The 15125-nt window shown below is 69.4% G+C and carries 14 protein-coding genes; 11 read left to right on the top strand and 3 right to left on the bottom strand.

The genetic code is table 11. From position 1 onward, the window contains the following. Nucleotides 1-47 precede the first annotated feature (47 nt). Genes CUR96_RS18865 through CUR96_RS09880 form a run of 3 tightly spaced genes read left to right on the top strand, consistent with a single transcriptional unit; the run spans nt 48 to nt 3609 of the window. Complete coding sequence (locus tag CUR96_RS18865; protein WP_348639573.1) at nt 48-1760, top strand: ABC transporter ATP-binding protein; 1713 nt, start codon at nt 48-50, stop codon at nt 1758-1760. Then, entirely contained in the window at nt 1736-3301 is a 1566-nt protein-coding gene (locus CUR96_RS09885) for a hypothetical protein (protein ID WP_102193145.1), read from the top strand. The genes CUR96_RS18865 and CUR96_RS09885 overlap by 25 nt, the downstream gene beginning before the upstream one ends. 41 nt (nt 3302-3342) lie before the next feature. After that, complete coding sequence (locus tag CUR96_RS09880) at nt 3343-3609, top strand: DUF3039 domain-containing protein (RefSeq protein ID WP_102193144.1); 267 nt, start codon at nt 3343-3345, stop codon at nt 3607-3609. 19 nt (nt 3610-3628) lie between these two features. Here the strand turns inward: CUR96_RS09880 and CUR96_RS09875 are convergent, their stop codons facing one another. Continuing rightward, a complete protein-coding gene (locus CUR96_RS09875; protein WP_102193143.1) occupies nt 3629-4954 on the bottom strand; it encodes a nicotinate phosphoribosyltransferase in 1326 nt (441 codons plus the stop codon). 83 nt (nt 4955-5037) lie between these two features. Between CUR96_RS09875 and murI the strand changes: the two genes are divergently transcribed. From murI to CUR96_RS09850, 5 genes are all read left to right on the top strand, one after another. Next, nucleotides 5038-5901 (top strand): glutamate racemase, encoded by an 864-nt coding sequence (murI, locus tag CUR96_RS09870; RefSeq protein WP_102193142.1) that lies wholly within the window; start codon nt 5038-5040, stop codon nt 5899-5901. Beyond that, a complete protein-coding gene (gene rph, locus CUR96_RS09865; RefSeq protein ID WP_102193141.1) occupies nt 5898-6653 on the top strand; it encodes a ribonuclease PH in 756 nt (251 codons plus the stop codon). The genes murI and rph overlap by 4 nt, the downstream gene beginning before the upstream one ends. After that, nucleotides 6653-7246: an RdgB/HAM1 family non-canonical purine NTP pyrophosphatase gene (gene rdgB / locus CUR96_RS09860; protein ID WP_102193140.1), complete on the top strand. Its 594-nt coding sequence runs from the start codon at nt 6653-6655 to the stop codon at nt 7244-7246. Before rph ends, rdgB begins: the two co-directional genes overlap by 1 nt. Nucleotides 7247-7292: 46 nt before the next feature. Further along, nucleotides 7293-7871, top strand: a complete 579-nt coding sequence (locus CUR96_RS09855) for a dihydrofolate reductase family protein (RefSeq protein ID WP_102193139.1) — start codon at nt 7293-7295, stop codon at nt 7869-7871. An 86-nt stretch (nt 7872-7957) separates the two neighbouring features. Next, entirely contained in the window at nt 7958-8878 is a 921-nt protein-coding gene (locus tag CUR96_RS09850) for a cation diffusion facilitator family transporter (protein WP_102193138.1), read from the top strand. Between the two features lie 12 nt (nt 8879-8890). On the opposite strand, the gene CUR96_RS09845 is transcribed toward CUR96_RS09850, so the two are convergent. Beyond that, a complete protein-coding gene (locus tag CUR96_RS09845; protein WP_102193137.1) occupies nt 8891-11302 on the bottom strand; it encodes an ATP-dependent DNA ligase in 2412 nt (803 codons plus the stop codon). A gap of 71 nt (nt 11303-11373) precedes the next feature. Here CUR96_RS09845 and CUR96_RS09840 point away from each other — a divergent pair, with 71 nt between their 5' ends. Then, nucleotides 11374-12225, top strand: coding sequence for a Ku protein (locus CUR96_RS09840; RefSeq protein WP_102193136.1), 852 nt, complete (start codon nt 11374-11376; stop codon nt 12223-12225). A gap of 3 nt (nt 12226-12228) precedes the next feature. Here CUR96_RS09840 and CUR96_RS09835 read toward each other — a convergent pair whose 3' ends face one another. Beyond that, entirely contained in the window at nt 12229-12987 is a 759-nt protein-coding gene (locus CUR96_RS09835; protein ID WP_102193135.1) for a DedA family protein, read from the bottom strand. A 123-nt stretch (nt 12988-13110) separates the two neighbouring features. Here CUR96_RS09835 and CUR96_RS09830 point away from each other — a divergent pair, with 123 nt between their 5' ends. Continuing rightward, nucleotides 13111-13788 carry a response regulator transcription factor gene (locus CUR96_RS09830; RefSeq protein WP_102193134.1) on the top strand — a complete coding sequence of 226 codons (678 nt, stop codon included), beginning with the start codon at nt 13111-13113 and terminating at the stop codon, nt 13786-13788. 49 nt (nt 13789-13837) lie between these two features. Continuing rightward, the gene (locus tag CUR96_RS09825; protein WP_245861170.1) at nt 13838-15112 is read left to right on the top strand and encodes a sensor histidine kinase; all 1275 of its coding nucleotides are present in this window, start codon (nt 13838-13840) and stop codon (nt 15110-15112) included. Nucleotides 15113-15125: the final 13 nt, after the last annotated feature.

The following is a 15125-nucleotide window of genomic DNA, read 5'->3' as shown; positions in this document are numbered from 1 at the left end:
TTGCACGGTGGACATGGGGAGCGGGCACCCGTTGATACCTTAGGACGGTGACTGCTTCCCCGGACGACCGCACCGAGAAGGTGACCGACGCCGCGCCTGCTGCAAAGAAGCCGCCGGCGAAGCGGCCGAGTACGGCGAAGGCACCCGCCAAGCGCACCCCGGCCAAGCCGGTCGCCGGGCGCACCCCGGTGAGATCGGCTGCCGAGAAGGCAGCGGCCACCGTCGAGATCGTCGCCGAGCCGGTCATGAAACTGTCGCCGGCGGACGCAGGCGCCGTCGCGGCGAACGCTGTGGCGAAGACGGCCACAGCTCGTGGCGCTGCGGCGAAGTCGGCGAAGGCCGCAGCCGCCAAGACCAGCGCCGCGAAGGCGACGGCGGTGCGCACGGCCGCGCAGCGATCGGCGGCGGCGAAGACGGCGGCGAAGACCACCGCAGCACGATCTGCTTCTGCGAAGACCACGGCGGCGAAGGCGGCCGCGGCGAAGGCCGCCGCAGCGAAGACCGCTGCTGCGGAGAAGGCTGCTGCGGAGAAGGCTGCTGCGGAAGCGGCGGCTGCGGAAGCGGCGGCTGCGGAGAAGGCTGCTGCGGAGACGGCAGCGCGCGACGTCGCGAACGTGGAGAATCCGCCGGCCGAGGAATTCGGCGGCGAAGAGCCGACGGTCGTCGAGACATCGATCGACGAGCTGTTCCGGGATGAACCGGCTGCGGAAGAAGTCGCGGTGGCAGATCCCGACTCGGAAGATGTGGTCGCGGAAGTCCCGCCCGCCGTCGAGCCGCCCGCCGTCGAGCCACCCGCCGCTGAGCAGGTCGTGGAGCCGCTGGCCGAAGACCCCGCCACGGTCGTCCCCGCCGACGAGTCGGCCGCCGATGCGCTTCCGGCCGAGGCTGCGCCTGCAGCTTCCGCTGAGACGACCGACGTTCCGGTCGACGCGGCGATGACCGATCGTGAAGATCCGTCATCCGCATCCGGCCGGGTCGGCGTACCGCCGGCCTCCGGCGCCACGGAAGCCATCCGCATCCGCGGTCTTGTGAAGAACTTCGGCGACAGCCGAGCCGTCAACGGCATCGACCTCACCGTCCCGGCCGGCTCGTTCTACGGCATCGTCGGCCCGAACGGAGCCGGGAAGACGACGACCCTGTCGATCGTCGCCGGCCTGCTCCGCGCCGACGAGGGCAGCATCGTCATCTGCGGCATCGATCAGACGGCCAAGCCGCTCGCGGCCAAGAAGATGCTGGGCGTGCTGCCCGACCGGCTGCGCACCTTCGATCGTCTCACCGGAAAGCAGCTGCTGTACTACTACGGCCTGCTGCGCGGGCTCTCGTCCGACGTCATCGAGAAGCGCGCCGGCGACCTGGCCAGGGCCTTCGACCTCACCGACGCGCTCAGCCGCGTCGTCTCCGACTATTCGGCCGGCATGACGAAGAAGATCATGCTCGCCGGAGCCCTGATCCACTCCCCGCGGGTGCTGGTGCTCGACGAGCCGTTCGAGGCGGTCGACCCGGTCTCGTCCGCGGTGATCCTCGACATCCTCCGTGCATACGTCGCGCATGGCGGCACGGTCGTCCTCTCCAGCCACGGCATGGATCTCGTCGAACGGGTCTGCTCCCGCGTCGCGATCATCGTCAGCGGTGAAGTGCTGGCCGAGGGCACCATCGACGAGGTGCGCGCCGGACAGACCCTCGAGGCGCGTTTCGTCGAACTGTCCGGCGGAATCGGCGAGGTGGAGGGACTCGAGTGGTTGCACACGTTCTCCGCCTGAGAGCCGCCCTGCTCGTCGGGTCGTTGCGTGGCGAGCGCCGGCTGCGCAGCCTGGCGGGGTTCGCTGCCGTCGTCGCCGTGACCGTGGTGGTCTGCTTCGCGGTCCTCAGCCTCGCCGGCGCGAACGCGCCCGTGGCGCGCTCGGTGATCATGCTGGGCGGTGCGGCGCTGCTGCTGGGCTTCCTGGTGGGGCCGATCCTCACCGGTGCAGTCGATCAGCTCGACCCGCGCCGGTTCGCCGTCTTCGGTGTGGACGAGCGCCGGATGCCCTGGATCCTCGTGCTCGCCTCCGTCATCAGCATCCCGAGCCTCGCGCTGCTCGCCGTCCACACCAGCGTGTGCATCGTGGCGATCCGCCTGGGGACGCCATGGCCGCTCGCGGTGCTCATGAGCGTCCTGGCTCTGATGTGCACGCTGCTGGTCGCACGCATCGGCATGGCGGTCAACGCGCTGCTGCTGCCGGAGCGCCGCTCCCGTGAGCTGACCGCTCTGTTCGCCCTGGTCATCGTGGTCGTCGCGTTCCCTGTCGCCGTCTTCCTCGCCTCGCTCAAGTGGGATGGCCGCGTGCCCGGGCCGGTCGCAGCCGTCACCAACACCCTCGGGGTCACGCCGCTCGCAGCTCCGTTCGGCTTCCTCTTCGACGTCGCGACGGACGACGTCACCGGCGCCTGGATCAGCGGGACCATTGCCGTCGTCACGGCGGTGCTGCTCCTCGGCGTGTGGGCCTGGCTGGTGCGGCGACTGCTGACGACCACCGAACGTCCGGTGGCGGCGCGGGAGCGCACCGGACTCGGCTGGTTCGGTCTGCTGCCCTCGAACGCCTTCGGAGCGATCGCCGCGCGGAGTCTCGTGTACTGGCTGCGCGACCGCCGGTACATCATGAACATCATCGTGGTGCCGGTCGCCGGGGCCCTCACGGTGCTGCCGCTGCTGGTCGCCGGAGTGCCGCTCGAGATCGCCGCCCTCGTGCCTGTTCCGGTGATGGCGCTGTTCTTCGGGTGGTTGCCGCACAACGACGTCGCCTACGACTCCACCGCACTGTGGACGCACGTCGCGAGCGGTGTTCGCGGCATCCCCGATCGCCTGGGCCGGCTGGTGCCGATCGTTCTCGTCGCCGTGCCGGCGCTCGCCGTCGCGGTGCCGCTCACACTCCTGCTGACGGGCGACTGGCGACTGCTGCTGCCGCTCACGGGGGTGGCTGCGAGCCTGCTGCTGTCGGCGCTCGGCGTATCGAGCGTGGTGTCGGTGGTGGCGCCCTACGCCGTCTCACGACCGGGGGACAGTCCGTTCCAGCAGCCGCAGCGGCCCAGCTCACGAGGGACGTACGGCCCCGCCGCCGCGTTCGTCGGGGCGATCATCGTCAGCGTCCCCACGATCTGGCTTTTCACGCGGACGATCGTCGAGGGCGACCAGTACGGGCCCGCCGCACTCTGGGTCGGAATCGCGACGGGCGTCGGCATCCTGGTCATCGGAGTGGCGGTCGGCGGCCGCATCTTCGAGCGCAGCGGGACCCGCCTGATGGAGTTCGTCGAGACGGCATGAGTCACCGCCCGTGGTGGCCGCAACGCGGCTAGACTCACGGGATGAGTACTCCGCTGGACAGCCCCGATCAGGGCGGCGTGGCAACGCTTGATCGCGAACTGGAAGAGCTCCTCCGCGAGGAGGGTCTCGAGCCGGGCGACCATGAGCGTTTCTCGCATTACGTGAAGAAGGACAAGATCCTCGAGTCGGCGCTCTCCGGCAAGCCGGTGCGCGCTCTGTGCGGCAAGAAGTGGACACCGGGTCGTGACCCGGAGAAGTTCCCGATCTGCCCCACGTGCAAGGAGATCTACGAATCGATGATGGGCTGAATTCAGCTCACGTCATCCTTCAGATGGCCTCGACGAATGTCGTCGGGATCGCCGGGTCGGACTTGCTGAGCGCGAGGGCCCGGACCGGAAGCTCCTCGCGCACGCGCAGATGGTGCGCTCGAGCGGATGCTGTTCCCGCCGCGCCTTCGTACGTGGTGTCGATCTCGCCGGCGACGACCAGCGGGACCTGAAGGGCGCGGCCGTCGGGGTGCTCGGACGCGAGGTCGAGCTCTTCGAAGCCGTCGGACACGGCGACGGTCTCTGCGACCGCCACGCCGTCGGCGAGCGTGCGGAACGCCGCCTTGCGGCCACCACGGGAGCCCTTGTCGGTCGACGCCTTCGCGACGCCGATCCAGGATCCTGTGCCGTCCTGCCGCGCCACGAGCTTGTAGACCATCCCCGCCGTGGGATAGCCGGATCCGGTGACCACCGAGGTGCCCACCCCGTAGGCATCCACGGGCGACGCCGCGAGGGCGGCGATCGCGTATTCGTCGAGATCGCTTGTCACCGTGATGCGCGTGTGCACCGCGCCGAGCTGATCCAGCAGATCCCGCACCTCGCCGGCGACGATCGGGAGATCACCGGAGTCGATGCGAACGCCGCCGAGTCCCGTACCCGCGACGCGGATCGCTGTCTCCACCCCGGTGCGGATGTCGTAGGTATCCACGAGCAGGGTGGTGTCCGCGCCGAGGCTCGCGATCTGGGAGCGGAACGCCTCCTGCTCCGTGTCGTGCAGCAGCGTCCAGGAGTGCGCGGCCGTGCCCATGGTCGGGATGCCCCAGCGGCGGCCCGCTTCGAGGTTGCTCGTCGATCCGAAGCCGGCGATGTAAGCCGCCCGGGCTGCTGCGACCGCGGACTCCTCGGCGGCGCGGCGCGAGCCCATCTCGGCCAGCGGACGCTCTCCGGCGGCGATGCTCATCCGGGACGCGGCGGTGGCGACGGCCGAGTCGTGATTGAGCACGCTGAGCGCCAGCGTCTCGAGCACGACGGCGTCGGCGAAGCTGCCCTCGACGGTGAGGACGGGAGAGCCGGGGAAGTACAGCTCGCCCTCGCGGTAGCCGCTGATCGACCCGGTGAACCGGTAATCCTCGAGATGGCGCAGAGTTTCCGCATCCACCACATGGGCGTCACGGAGGTAGCGCAGTTCGTCGTCGCCGAAACGGAAGTCGCGCAGCAGCGAGAGCAGGCGCCCGGTACCGGCCAGCACGCCGAACCGGCGACCGCCGGACAGCCGGCGGGAGAACAACTCGAACACGCAGGGGCGCGATGCGGTGCCGTCGCGCAGAGCGGCGGCGAGCATGGTGAGTTCGTAGCGGTCGGTGAGCAGCGCCGTCGACGTGGTCATCCGCTCAGCTTAGTGAGCGGGGAGATGCCCGCGCCGCGCAGGCGGGCGGTCCCCGACCCGGTCGAAGGGTAGGCTGGTGAGTCATGAACGACGCGCCGATCGGAATCTTCGACTCCGGTGTCGGCGGGCTCACGGTGGCTCGCGCGATCCACGCCCAGTTGCCCCGCGAATCGTTCGTCTACATCGGCGACACGGCCCACTCGCCCTACGGCCCGAAGCCGATCGCCGACGTCCGGCGCTATTCCCTCGACGTGCTCGACACCCTCGTCGATCAGGGCGTGAAGATGCTCGTGATCGCCTGCAACACCGCATCCGCCGCGATGCTGCGCGATGCGCGCGAGCGATACGACGTGCCTGTGGTCGAGGTCATCGGCCCCGCAGTGCGACGGGCCGTGTCCACCACCCGCAACGGCCGGGTGGGCGTGATCGGCACCGTCGGCACCATCGGCTCCCGTGCCTACCAGGACATGCTCGAGGTGAATGAGACCCTCGAGGTGTTCACCGCCGCGTGCCCGCGGTTCGTCGAGTTCGTCGAAGCGGGCGTGACCGGCACCGCCGAGGTGCTCGCGACGGCCGAGGAGTACCTCGCGCCGCTGCGCGAGGCCGGCGTCGACACCCTCGTGCTCGGATGCACTCACTACCCGTTCCTGCGGGGTGCCATCGGCTACGTGATGGGGGAGGGCGTGACCCTCGTCTCCAGCGACGACGAAACGGCCGGCGACGTGTATCGCCAGCTCGTGCGCGGCGACCTGCTCGCCTCACCGGACGCGACGGCGCGCTACGTCTACGAGGCGACCGGCGACTCCGCCGCCGAGTTCACCGCACTCGCCAACCGTCTGATGGGCCACGAGGTGCGCGACGTGCAGCTGGTGCAGACCGGCGTCATCACGCTCCCCGCATCCGTACCGAGCACGCTCGTCCACCCCAACCCTGAAGGAACTCCATGACTGACATCGTCCGCGCCGACGGCCGTTCCATCGACCAGCTCCGCGACATCACGATCGAGCGCGGGTGGAGTGCGCACGCCGAAGGGTCGGCGCTGATCAGCTTCGGCGGCACCAAGGTGCTCTGCACAGCCTCGTTCACGAACGGCGTCCCGCGCTGGTTGTCCGGAAAGGGCAAGGGCTGGGTGACGGCGGAGTACTCGATGCTGCCGCGCGCGACGAACAGCCGCAACGATCGCGAGAGCGTGAAGGGCCGCATCGGCGGGCGCACCCACGAGATCTCCCGCCTGATCGGGCGCGCTCTGCGTGCCGTCGTCGACACCAAGGCGCTCGGCGAGAACACCATCGTCATCGACTGCGACGTGCTTCAGGCCGACGGAGGCACGCGCACCGCGGCGATCACCGGCGCCTACGTCGCGCTCGCCGACGCCATCGAGTGGGGCCGGGACAAGAAGTTCATCGGCAAGAACGCGAAGCCGCTGCTCGATTCGGTCGCCGCCGTCTCCGTCGGCATCATCGACGGAGCGCCCATGCTCGATCTGGCATATGTGGAGGACGTCAGGGCGGAGACCGACATGAACATCGTCGTCACCGGCCGTGGGCTCTTCGTCGAGGTGCAGGGGACCGCCGAGGGGGCGCCCTTCGACAAGCGCGAGCTGGATGCGCTCCTCGATCTCGGAGTCGCAGGCTGCGCCGACCTGCGCGATCGCCAGATCTCCGCGCTGAGCCCTTCGACGGGCTCAGGGGCCGAGTGATGAAGGTCGTCCTCGCGACCCACAACCCGCACAAGGTCGCCGAGTTCCAGCAGATCGTGGCGCGGACGCGACCCGATCTCGAGGTCATCGGGTACGACGGCCCCGAGCCGGTCGAGGACGGCGTGACCTTCGAGGCGAACGCCCTGATCAAGGCTCGCGCCGCATCGGCGCACACGGGTCTTCCGGCGCTCGCCGACGACTCCGGCATCTGCGTCGACGTGCTGGGCGGTTCTCCCGGCGTGTTCTCCGCATACTGGGCGGGGCAGCGCAAGGACGCGGGGGCGAATCTCGAACTGCTGCTCGATCAGCTGCGCGACATCGCCGACGAGCACCGCGCGGCGCAGTTCGTCTCCACGATCGCCCTGGTCGCTCCGGAGGGCGAGGAGCGCGTCGTCGTCGGACGCTGGCCGGGCCGCTTGGCGCACGCCCCGTCCGGCGTCGGCGGCTTCGGGTACGACCCGATCTTCATCCCGGATGCGCAGCCCGACGGCGCTGCGCGCACGGTGGCCGAGTTCACGGCGGAGGAGAAGCAGTCGCAGTCCCACCGGGCCCGTGCCTTCGAGGAACTGATCCCCTTGTTGGCAACTCTTTAACCACTACGCTTGACGTGGTTCAGATGTAGTGGTTAATCTGGTGCGCATGCGAGAACTGACCTACTACATCGGCGTCACGCTCGACGGCTTCATCGCCGGCCCCGACGACGAAGTCGACTTCTACCCGTTGACGCCCGGGTTCGAAGCGTTCCTCGGAGCGCGCCTGCCGGATGTGCAGCCCAGCCATGTACGCGCATCGATGGGAATCGCCGACGCACCGCTCACGCAGTTCGACACCGTCCTGATGGGGCGCCGGACCTACGAGCCCGCGCTGCAGTACGGCATCACCGACCCGTACGCGCACCTGCGCACGGTCGTCTTCAGCGGATCGCTGGACGATCCGGAAGATGCGAATGTCGAGCTCGTGCGCACCGACCCGGCCGCTCGCGTGCGCGAGCTCAAGGCGGAGGAGGGCCTGGGCATCCACCTCGCCGGTGGCGCCGAGCTGGCCGGGACGCTCCTGGCCGAGATCGACCGTCTCATCGTCAAGAAGTATCCGGTGATCGCCGGCTCCGGCATCCCCATGGTCCGCCACGGGTTCGCCCCGACGCAGTTCGCGCTCGAAGATGTCAGCACCCTCGACAATGGATGCGCGGTGCTCAGCTACACCAGGGTCCGCGCATGAGCGCGGCGCTGAAGGTGAGAATCGTTACCCTTCCCGACTAGCCGGAACCGGCCGATCGGGGCATCAGGCCGGTCTAGCCTGGGGACATGCACGACCATGCGCCATCGCCAGCCGGGATCCGTTCCGCGAGCAGTCGACGGCTGCTGGCGATCTCGTTGAGCCTCACCGGAACCGTGATGGTGGTTCAGATCGTCGGCGCCGTCCTCACGGGTTCGCTCGCGCTCCTGGCCGACGCCGCGCACATGTTCACCGACGCTTCGGCGCTCGTGATCGCGCTGATCGCGAGCGCGGTGGCCGCACGCCCTGCCGATGACCGGCGCACCTTCGGATATCAGCGAGCCGAGGTGTTCGGGGCGCTGATCAACGCGGTGATCCTGATCCTGCTCGCCGGCTGGGTCGCGATCGAGGGCATCGGGCGGCTGCTGAATCCGAGCGACGTCGAGGTCGCCGGCACGCTGATGCTCATCGTCGCCGTGATCGGCCTGATCGCCAACGCGATCTCGATGTGGTTGCTCAGCAGGGCGCAGAAGACGAGCATCAACGTGCGCGGCGCCTATCTGGAGGTGATGGGCGACCTCATCGGCTCGGCCGCGGTGATCGTCGCCGCCATCGTGATCATGGTCACGGGGTGGATGCCGGCGGATGCGATCGCCTCGCTGTTCATCGCGGCGATGATCATCCCGCGGGCGATCTCGTTGCTGCGTGAGGTGTTCTCGGTGCTCGCCGAGTCGGCGCCGAAGGGCACGGCGGTGAGCGAGATCCGTCAGCACCTGCTCGACTACCAGGGTGTCGTCGGCGTGCACGACGTGCACGTCTGGCAGCTCACCCGGGGCGCACCGGTGTTCAGCGCCCACGTCACCGTCGCACCGGCACTCCTCGCCGGAGGCGGGTCGGGCCGGCTGCTCGCCGATCTGCAGGCCTGTCTCGCCGACCATTTCGACGTCGAGCACTCGACCTTCCAGATCGAGCCGGCCGAGCACTCCGAGTGCGAGCCTCATCACTCCTGATCGACCTGCGCCTCAGGGCTCGCGGACGATCTCATCCGGGCTCTTGTCCGGGCGCAGACCCCGCCAGCGGGCGTGCCGGAGGATGCCGTCCGGCGTCCAGTTCGCGAACTCGACTTCGGCCACGAGCTCCGGCCGCACCCAGAGGGCGTCGGCGGCGTCCGGCCTGGGGACGCCCGCGAGATGCGAACGGTCGGTGCGCAGCGGTTCGAGCCGGGCGGTGAGGTCGCGCAGCATCCGGTCCGTGAACCCGGTCCCGACGCGGCCGACGTAGCGAAGCTCCCCATCGTCCGGGACGCCGAGGAGCAGCGACCCGATCCGTCCCCCTCGATCTCCTTTTCCCGGCCGGATGCCGCCGATGACCACCTCCTGTGTGCGGGTGTGCTTGAGCTTGAGCCAGGCGGGCGAGCGCAGACCCGGACGGTATGCGGATGCCGGGTCCTTGACGACGATCCCCTCCAGGCCCAGCGCGGCGCTCGTCTCCAGCGCCGCATCGACGTCGTCGAAGACCGGGGGCACGACCACAGGCGCATCGAGATCCTGGGCGATGCCCTCCAGCAGCTCTCGGCGGTCGCGGAGCGGAAGCCCGGTGAGGTCGTGGCCGTCCAGGCTCAGCAGGTCGAAGAGCTGGTAGATCACGGGGTTCCGCACGACCTCGCGTTCGATCTCCCTGGCTGAGGTCAGGTGGATCCGGCTCTGCATCCGGCTGAAGCTCGGGCGCCCCGAGGAGTCGAAGGCGACGATCTCGCCGTCGACGATCGCCTCCCCGATCGGGAAACCGGGTGCTCCGTCGGCGGTGAGCTCGGGGTAGCGGGCGGTGATGTCGGTGCCCGATCGTGCCTGCAGAGTCATCCGCCCGTCGCGCCACACCCCGATCGCGCGGATGCCATCCCACTTGATCTCCGCCCAGCCGGGGGAGCTGAGCCGCCGCGCGGCGGGCGGAGTGCCGTGCTCGGCGAGCATCGGCCGCACGGTGGCCGCCGCGTGCTCGACGACGGTCGACGTCGTCTCGGTGGATCGCGCCGACCGTGGCCGTCCCCGCCGGTGCGAGGCGCGCTCGTCCTTCATCCGGTGCAGCAACCACGACGACTTCTCGCCCTCGCCTCCGGTCCGGATCAGGGCGAGTCGAGCGGCGCCCAGCGGGCCGCCGGTCTTTCCGGTGAAGGTGCCGATGACCTCGTCGTCGCGCCACTTCTCGAGCTCGACGGTCCCGGTGTCCCACACCGTCATCTCCCCGGCACCGTACTCACCCGCCGGGATGGTGCCGGCGAACGTCAGGTACTCCATCGGGTGGGGTTCGGTCATCACCGCGAGGTGGTTGCGATCGGCGGTCTCCGGCACGCCCTTGGGAACCGCCCAGCTGACCAGGACTCCGCGATCCTCGATGCGCAGGTCGTAATGCAGCCGGCGGGCATGGTGCTCCTGGATCACGAAGCGCCGTGTCATCCCGCCACCCGCGGCCGAGATCCGTTCCGGCATGGGCTCAGGCGTCTTCGCGGCATCGCGCTTGGCGAGATAGGGCGCGAGGGCGTCGTCGCCGTCAGGGCCGAGTCCGGCCAGCGGATCGATGCCCTCCTCCATCCGCGCGAGCACCTCATGGAGGTCGAGCTGCCCGAGGTCGGGCGAGTCCAGCTCCTCCCAGGTGCGCGGAGCGGCGACCCACGGTCGTGCGCGCCCGCGGAGCGAGTAGGGGGAGATCGTGGTCTTCTTGCCGTTGTTCTGGCTCCAGTCGAGGAACACCTTTCCGCCGCGCGCGGCCTTGGCCATCGTGCTGGTCGCGAGGTCGGGGTGGTCGTTCTCGATGAGGCGCGCGAGTTCCTTCACGACGGCGGAGATCTCGCTGCTGGTCTGCGTGCCGGGCAGGGGCGCGTAGAGGTGGATGCCCTTGCTGCCGCTCGTGACGGGCACGGGCGCGAGTCCGATGGCGGAGAGGATGCCGCGGGCGATCCCCGCCACCGCGGCGCACTGGGCGAGGTCGGCCCCCGGTCCGGGATCGAGATCGAGCACGAGCCGGTCTGGCCTGCCGGGCAGGCCGTCGGCGTCGAACCGCCACTGCGGCACGTGGAGCTCGATCGCCGCGACCTGGGCGAGCCACACCAGGGTCGGGATGTCATCGACCAGCGGGTAATCCTTCGGGCCGTCCGAGTGCTGGATCGGCATGCGCGGGATCCACTCCGGAGCGCCGGGCTCGAGCTGCTTGGTGAAGAAGGCGTCGGCAGGAGCATCCGCCGTGCCCACGCCGTCGACCCAGCGCTTGCGCGTCACCGGCCGCCCGGCGAGTTGGGGGAGCAGAAGCGGGGCGATCGCGGAGTAGTAGGCGATGATCTCGCTCTTGGTCGTGCCGGTCTCCGGATACACGACTTTGTCGAGGTTGGTGACGCGCAGGCGGCGGCCGTCCACCTGCACGACCTGTCCGTCCTTCGCCATGACGTCAGGTTAGGGCACGGTGCTCGTCAAGGGGCTGGTCGTGGCCGGTGTGACTGGTGTCTACTGGTGTCATGAGGACCATCTGGAAGGGCGCACTGACGTTCGGGCTCGTGAACGTCCCGGTGAAGGTGTATTCCGCGACTGAGGATCACGACGTTCCGCTGCACCAAGTGCACGAGAAGGACGGCGGACGCATCCGCTACCAGCGCACGTGCGAGGTCTGCGGTGAGACCGTGGCGTATGCCGACATCGATCGCGCCTACGTCGACGACGCGCAGACCATCGTGCTGACCAAGGAGGACCTGGCGTCGCTCCCGGCCGAGAAGAGCCGCGAGATCGACGTGGTCGAGTTCGTGCCGACCGAGCAGGTCGATCTGCTCACCCTCGACAAGGCGTACTACCTCGAACCGGACTCGAAGTCCCCGAAGGCGTACGTGCTGCTGCGCCGGACGCTGGAGCAGACCGACCGCACCGCCATCGTGCGGTTCACGCTGCGGCAGAAGACGCGGCTGGCGGCGCTGCGGGTGCGCCGCGATGTCCTCGTGCTGCAGACCCTGCTCTGGGCCGACGAGGTGCGCGAGGCGGCCTTCCCTTCCCTGGATGAGGACGTGAAGATCTCGAAGAAGGAGCTCGAGCTTTCGGCATCCCTCGTCGAGAGCTACTCCGGGGACTTCGATCCGGATGCGTTCGTCGACGAGTACCAGAAGGAATTGCGCACCCTCATCGACGCGAAGATCGAGGCGGGTGAGGGCTTCGACGTGTCGGCGACCTTCGCAGAGGACGAAGAGGAGAAGGGCGGCGAAGTCATCGACCTGATGGAGGCGCTGCGCGCGAGCGTCGCCCGGTCGAAGGAGAAGAAGAACGCGTCGTCGAAGGCCGAGGATGCGCCCAAGTCGACTCCGAAGAAGAAGACCGGCAGCTGAGCGTCAGTGCTTGCCGTCGCCGTCGAGGTCGGGGGCCCGTTCGAAGACCTCGGGGTCGAGCGCGAGCGCCTCGGCCTCGGCGGGATCCGTGACGACGTCCTCGCCGGCGGCTGCGGCCTTCTTGGCCTTGTAGCGCTCGGCGAAGTAGTGCCACAGGGTGACGACGGCGGTGCCGCCGACGGCGACCAGCAGGATCACGTCGATGTACTCGACGACCAGGTCGCGCACCCACGGGATGTAGGCGATGAGGTACCCGACCATCGTGAGGCCGAAGCCCCAGAGCATCGCGCCGATGAAGTTGTAGAGCGTGTACTTGCGCCACGGCATGTGCCCGACGCCCGCGGCGACAGGGGCGAAGGTGCGCACGATCGGCACGAAACGGGCGAGGATGACGGTGATGCCGCCGAACCGCTCGAAGAACGCGTTGGTGCGCTCGACGTTCTTCTTGCTGAAGAGCCCGGATTCCTTGCGTTCGAAGATCGCCGGCCCGCCCTTATGGCCGATCAGATAGCCGACCTCCCCGCCGACGAACGCCGCGAGGGCGATCAGGAGGGTCACCACCCAGATGTTCACGCCGAAGATGTTGTTCGTGTGCGTGAGCAGGCCCGCGATGATCAGCAGCGTGTCACCCGGCAGGAGGAATCCGACCAGAAGGCCGGTCTCTGCGAAGACGATGAAGCAGACGACGAGCAGGGCCCAAGGGCCGGCGCCCTCGATGATCGTCTGCGGGTCGAGCCAGGGGATGAGGGCGGCGTGATGCATGAGGTCCCGTCGTAGGAGGCGGTCGGCGGTGCTGGGCCAGTATAGCCGCGGTCGATCATCGGATCCTGGGGCGCCGGGGTGGCGTTTCAGGCCCGCTTCAGGTCGGCGGGCCAGACTGGGACGATGCGGATTCTCCTGGTCGACGACGAAGTGCGTCTCGCCGACGGCATCCGCCGGGGCCTGGAAGCCGAGGGGATGTCGGTCGACGTGGTGCACACGGGCACCGATGGCCTGCGGATGGCGGGTGAGCGCGACTACGACGCGATCGTGCTCGACGTGATGATGCCGGGGATGAGCGGATACCGGGTGTGCCAGGAGCTGCGGGCCGAGGGCGACTGGACACCGGTGCTCTTCCTCACGGCGAAGGACGGCGAATGGGACGAGGTCGAAGGACTGGACACCGGCGGGGATGACTGGCTGACGAAGCCGTTCTCCTATCCCGTGCTCGTCGCCAGGATCCGTGCGCTCGTGCGGCGCGGCGTCCGCGAGCGGCCGGCCGTGCTCGAGGCGGGAGACCTCCGGCTCGATCCCGCAGCGCGTCGTGTGTTCCGAGGCGACAGCGAGGTCTCGCTCACCGCGCGGGAGTTCGCGGTTCTCGACTTCCTGCTGCGCAGACGCGGGGTCGTCGTCACCAAGCGCGAGGTGATCGCGAACGTCTGGGGCGAGGACTTCGACGCCGACCCGAACATCGTCGAGGTCTACGTCGGCCACCTGCGATCCAAGCTGGACCGTCCGTTCGGGCGCAGGGCGATCGAGACCGTGCGCGGCACCGGATACCGATTGTCCGCCGATGGCGGCTGAGTGGCGGAGGGGCGCGCGGCCGAGGCGTCGCGGATCGATCCGCACGCGCGTGACGGTCGGCGCGGTGCTCGTCGTCGGCGCCGCTCTGGGGCTCGGCTCTGTCGCCGGCGTCATGATTCTCGCCAACTCCCTCACGAGCGGCGTCGCCGTCGCGCTGGACGGCGATCTGGACACGATCGGCGATCGGGTGGAGCAGGGCCGACCGGATCTCGAGGGCATCGGCGACGATCTGCTCGTCCGCCTCGCCGGCGCTTCCGGTATCGACGTCAACGAGGACGAGGCGGCGCAACTGCCCGAGCTCACCGAGGACCGGACCGAGCGGGTCGTGATCGACGACGACGTCTACCTCGCGGCGTCCGAGGAGACGGAAGCCGGTCTGCTCACCGTCGCCCGGCCGGTGGATCACGTCGATGAGGCCGTCGCCGCGGCCACCGGTCTGCTGGCCGTCGCCGTGCCGCTGGCTGTCGTGCTGATCGGGTTCGTGGTCTGGGGCGTCGCCAGCAGGGCGCTGCGACCCGTCGAGCATCTGCGCAGCCAGGTCGACGACATCGACGCCGCGGGGCTCGATCAGCGACTGGAAGGCAGTGGCGCCGGGGACGAAGTGGATCGCCTCGCCGCCACGATGAACCGGATGCTCGACCGGATCGAGTACGCGCAGCGGACCCAGCGGCAGTTCGTGAGCGATGCCTCCCACGAGCTGCGCTCGCCGCTCGCGACGATCCGGCAGCATGCCGAACTGGTGTCCGCGTACCCGGAGTCGACCTCGAAGGAGGAGTTCTCCGAGATCGTGCTCCACGAGGGCGCGAGGATGCAGGAGCTCGTCGAAGGGCTGCTGCTGCTGGCACGACTCGACGAGCACCGTGCCCCCCGCGCGATGGCATCGGTCGACCTGGACGATCTCGCGCTCGCCGAAGTGCGCCGGTTGCGAGGGCTCGGCGTGCAGGTCGACGCCGGCGGCATCTCGTCTGGGCGCGTCACCGGGAGCGAAGTGCTGCTGGCCCGCGCCCTGCGGAACCTCGCGGACAATGCCGCCAGGCACGCCCGCACCGGGGTGATCCTCCGCGTGCGGGAGGATCCGCCGTGGGTGCGCGTCGAGGTGGAGGACGACGGAGCGGGAATCGCGCCCGAGCATCGCGAGCGCGTCTTCGAGCGCTTCTCACGGCTCGACGAGGGGCGCGCGCGGGACGAGGGCGGCAGTGGCCTGGGGCTGGCGATCGTGCGCGAGATCGCGCTCACGCACGGCGGCTCGGTCGCCGTGGAGGAAGGGCCCTCGGGCGGTGCGCGGTTCGTGCTGCTGCTGCCCGCGCGGAGCGACCACCTCTGACCGATCCTGACGA

It is taken from the genome of Microbacterium aurantiacum (genome assembly GCF_002872075.1).
Classification (GTDB): domain Bacteria; phylum Actinomycetota; class Actinomycetes; order Actinomycetales; family Microbacteriaceae; genus Microbacterium; species Microbacterium aurantiacum_A.
Note: the sequence above shows the minus strand (reverse complement) of the source record. Positions and strands in the feature narration are given on the sequence as shown.

What these genes read in the sequence shown, in the direction of transcription:
- CUR96_RS09880 (WP_102193144.1), top strand. Translation starts at nt 3,343, where the DNA reads ATGAGTACTCCGCTGGACAGCCCCGATCAGGGCGGCGTGGCAACGCTT.
- CUR96_RS09875 (WP_102193143.1), bottom strand. Translation starts at nt 4,954, where the DNA reads ATGACCACGTCGACGGCGCTGCTCACCGACCGCTACGAACTCACCATG.
- murI (WP_102193142.1), top strand. Translation starts at nt 5,038, where the DNA reads ATGAACGACGCGCCGATCGGAATCTTCGACTCCGGTGTCGGCGGGCTC.
- rph (WP_102193141.1), top strand. Translation starts at nt 5,898, where the DNA reads ATGACTGACATCGTCCGCGCCGACGGCCGTTCCATCGACCAGCTCCGC.
- rdgB (WP_102193140.1), top strand. Translation starts at nt 6,653, where the DNA reads ATGAAGGTCGTCCTCGCGACCCACAACCCGCACAAGGTCGCCGAGTTC.
- CUR96_RS09855 (WP_102193139.1), top strand. Translation starts at nt 7,293, where the DNA reads ATGCGAGAACTGACCTACTACATCGGCGTCACGCTCGACGGCTTCATC.
- CUR96_RS09850 (WP_102193138.1), top strand. Translation starts at nt 7,958, where the DNA reads ATGCACGACCATGCGCCATCGCCAGCCGGGATCCGTTCCGCGAGCAGT.
- CUR96_RS09845 (WP_102193137.1), bottom strand. Translation starts at nt 11,302, where the DNA reads ATGGCGAAGGACGGACAGGTCGTGCAGGTGGACGGCCGCCGCCTGCGC.
- CUR96_RS09840 (WP_102193136.1), top strand. Translation starts at nt 11,374, where the DNA reads ATGAGGACCATCTGGAAGGGCGCACTGACGTTCGGGCTCGTGAACGTC.
- CUR96_RS09835 (WP_102193135.1), bottom strand. Translation starts at nt 12,987, where the DNA reads ATGCATCACGCCGCCCTCATCCCCTGGCTCGACCCGCAGACGATCATC.
- CUR96_RS09830 (WP_102193134.1), top strand. Translation starts at nt 13,111, where the DNA reads ATGCGGATTCTCCTGGTCGACGACGAAGTGCGTCTCGCCGACGGCATC.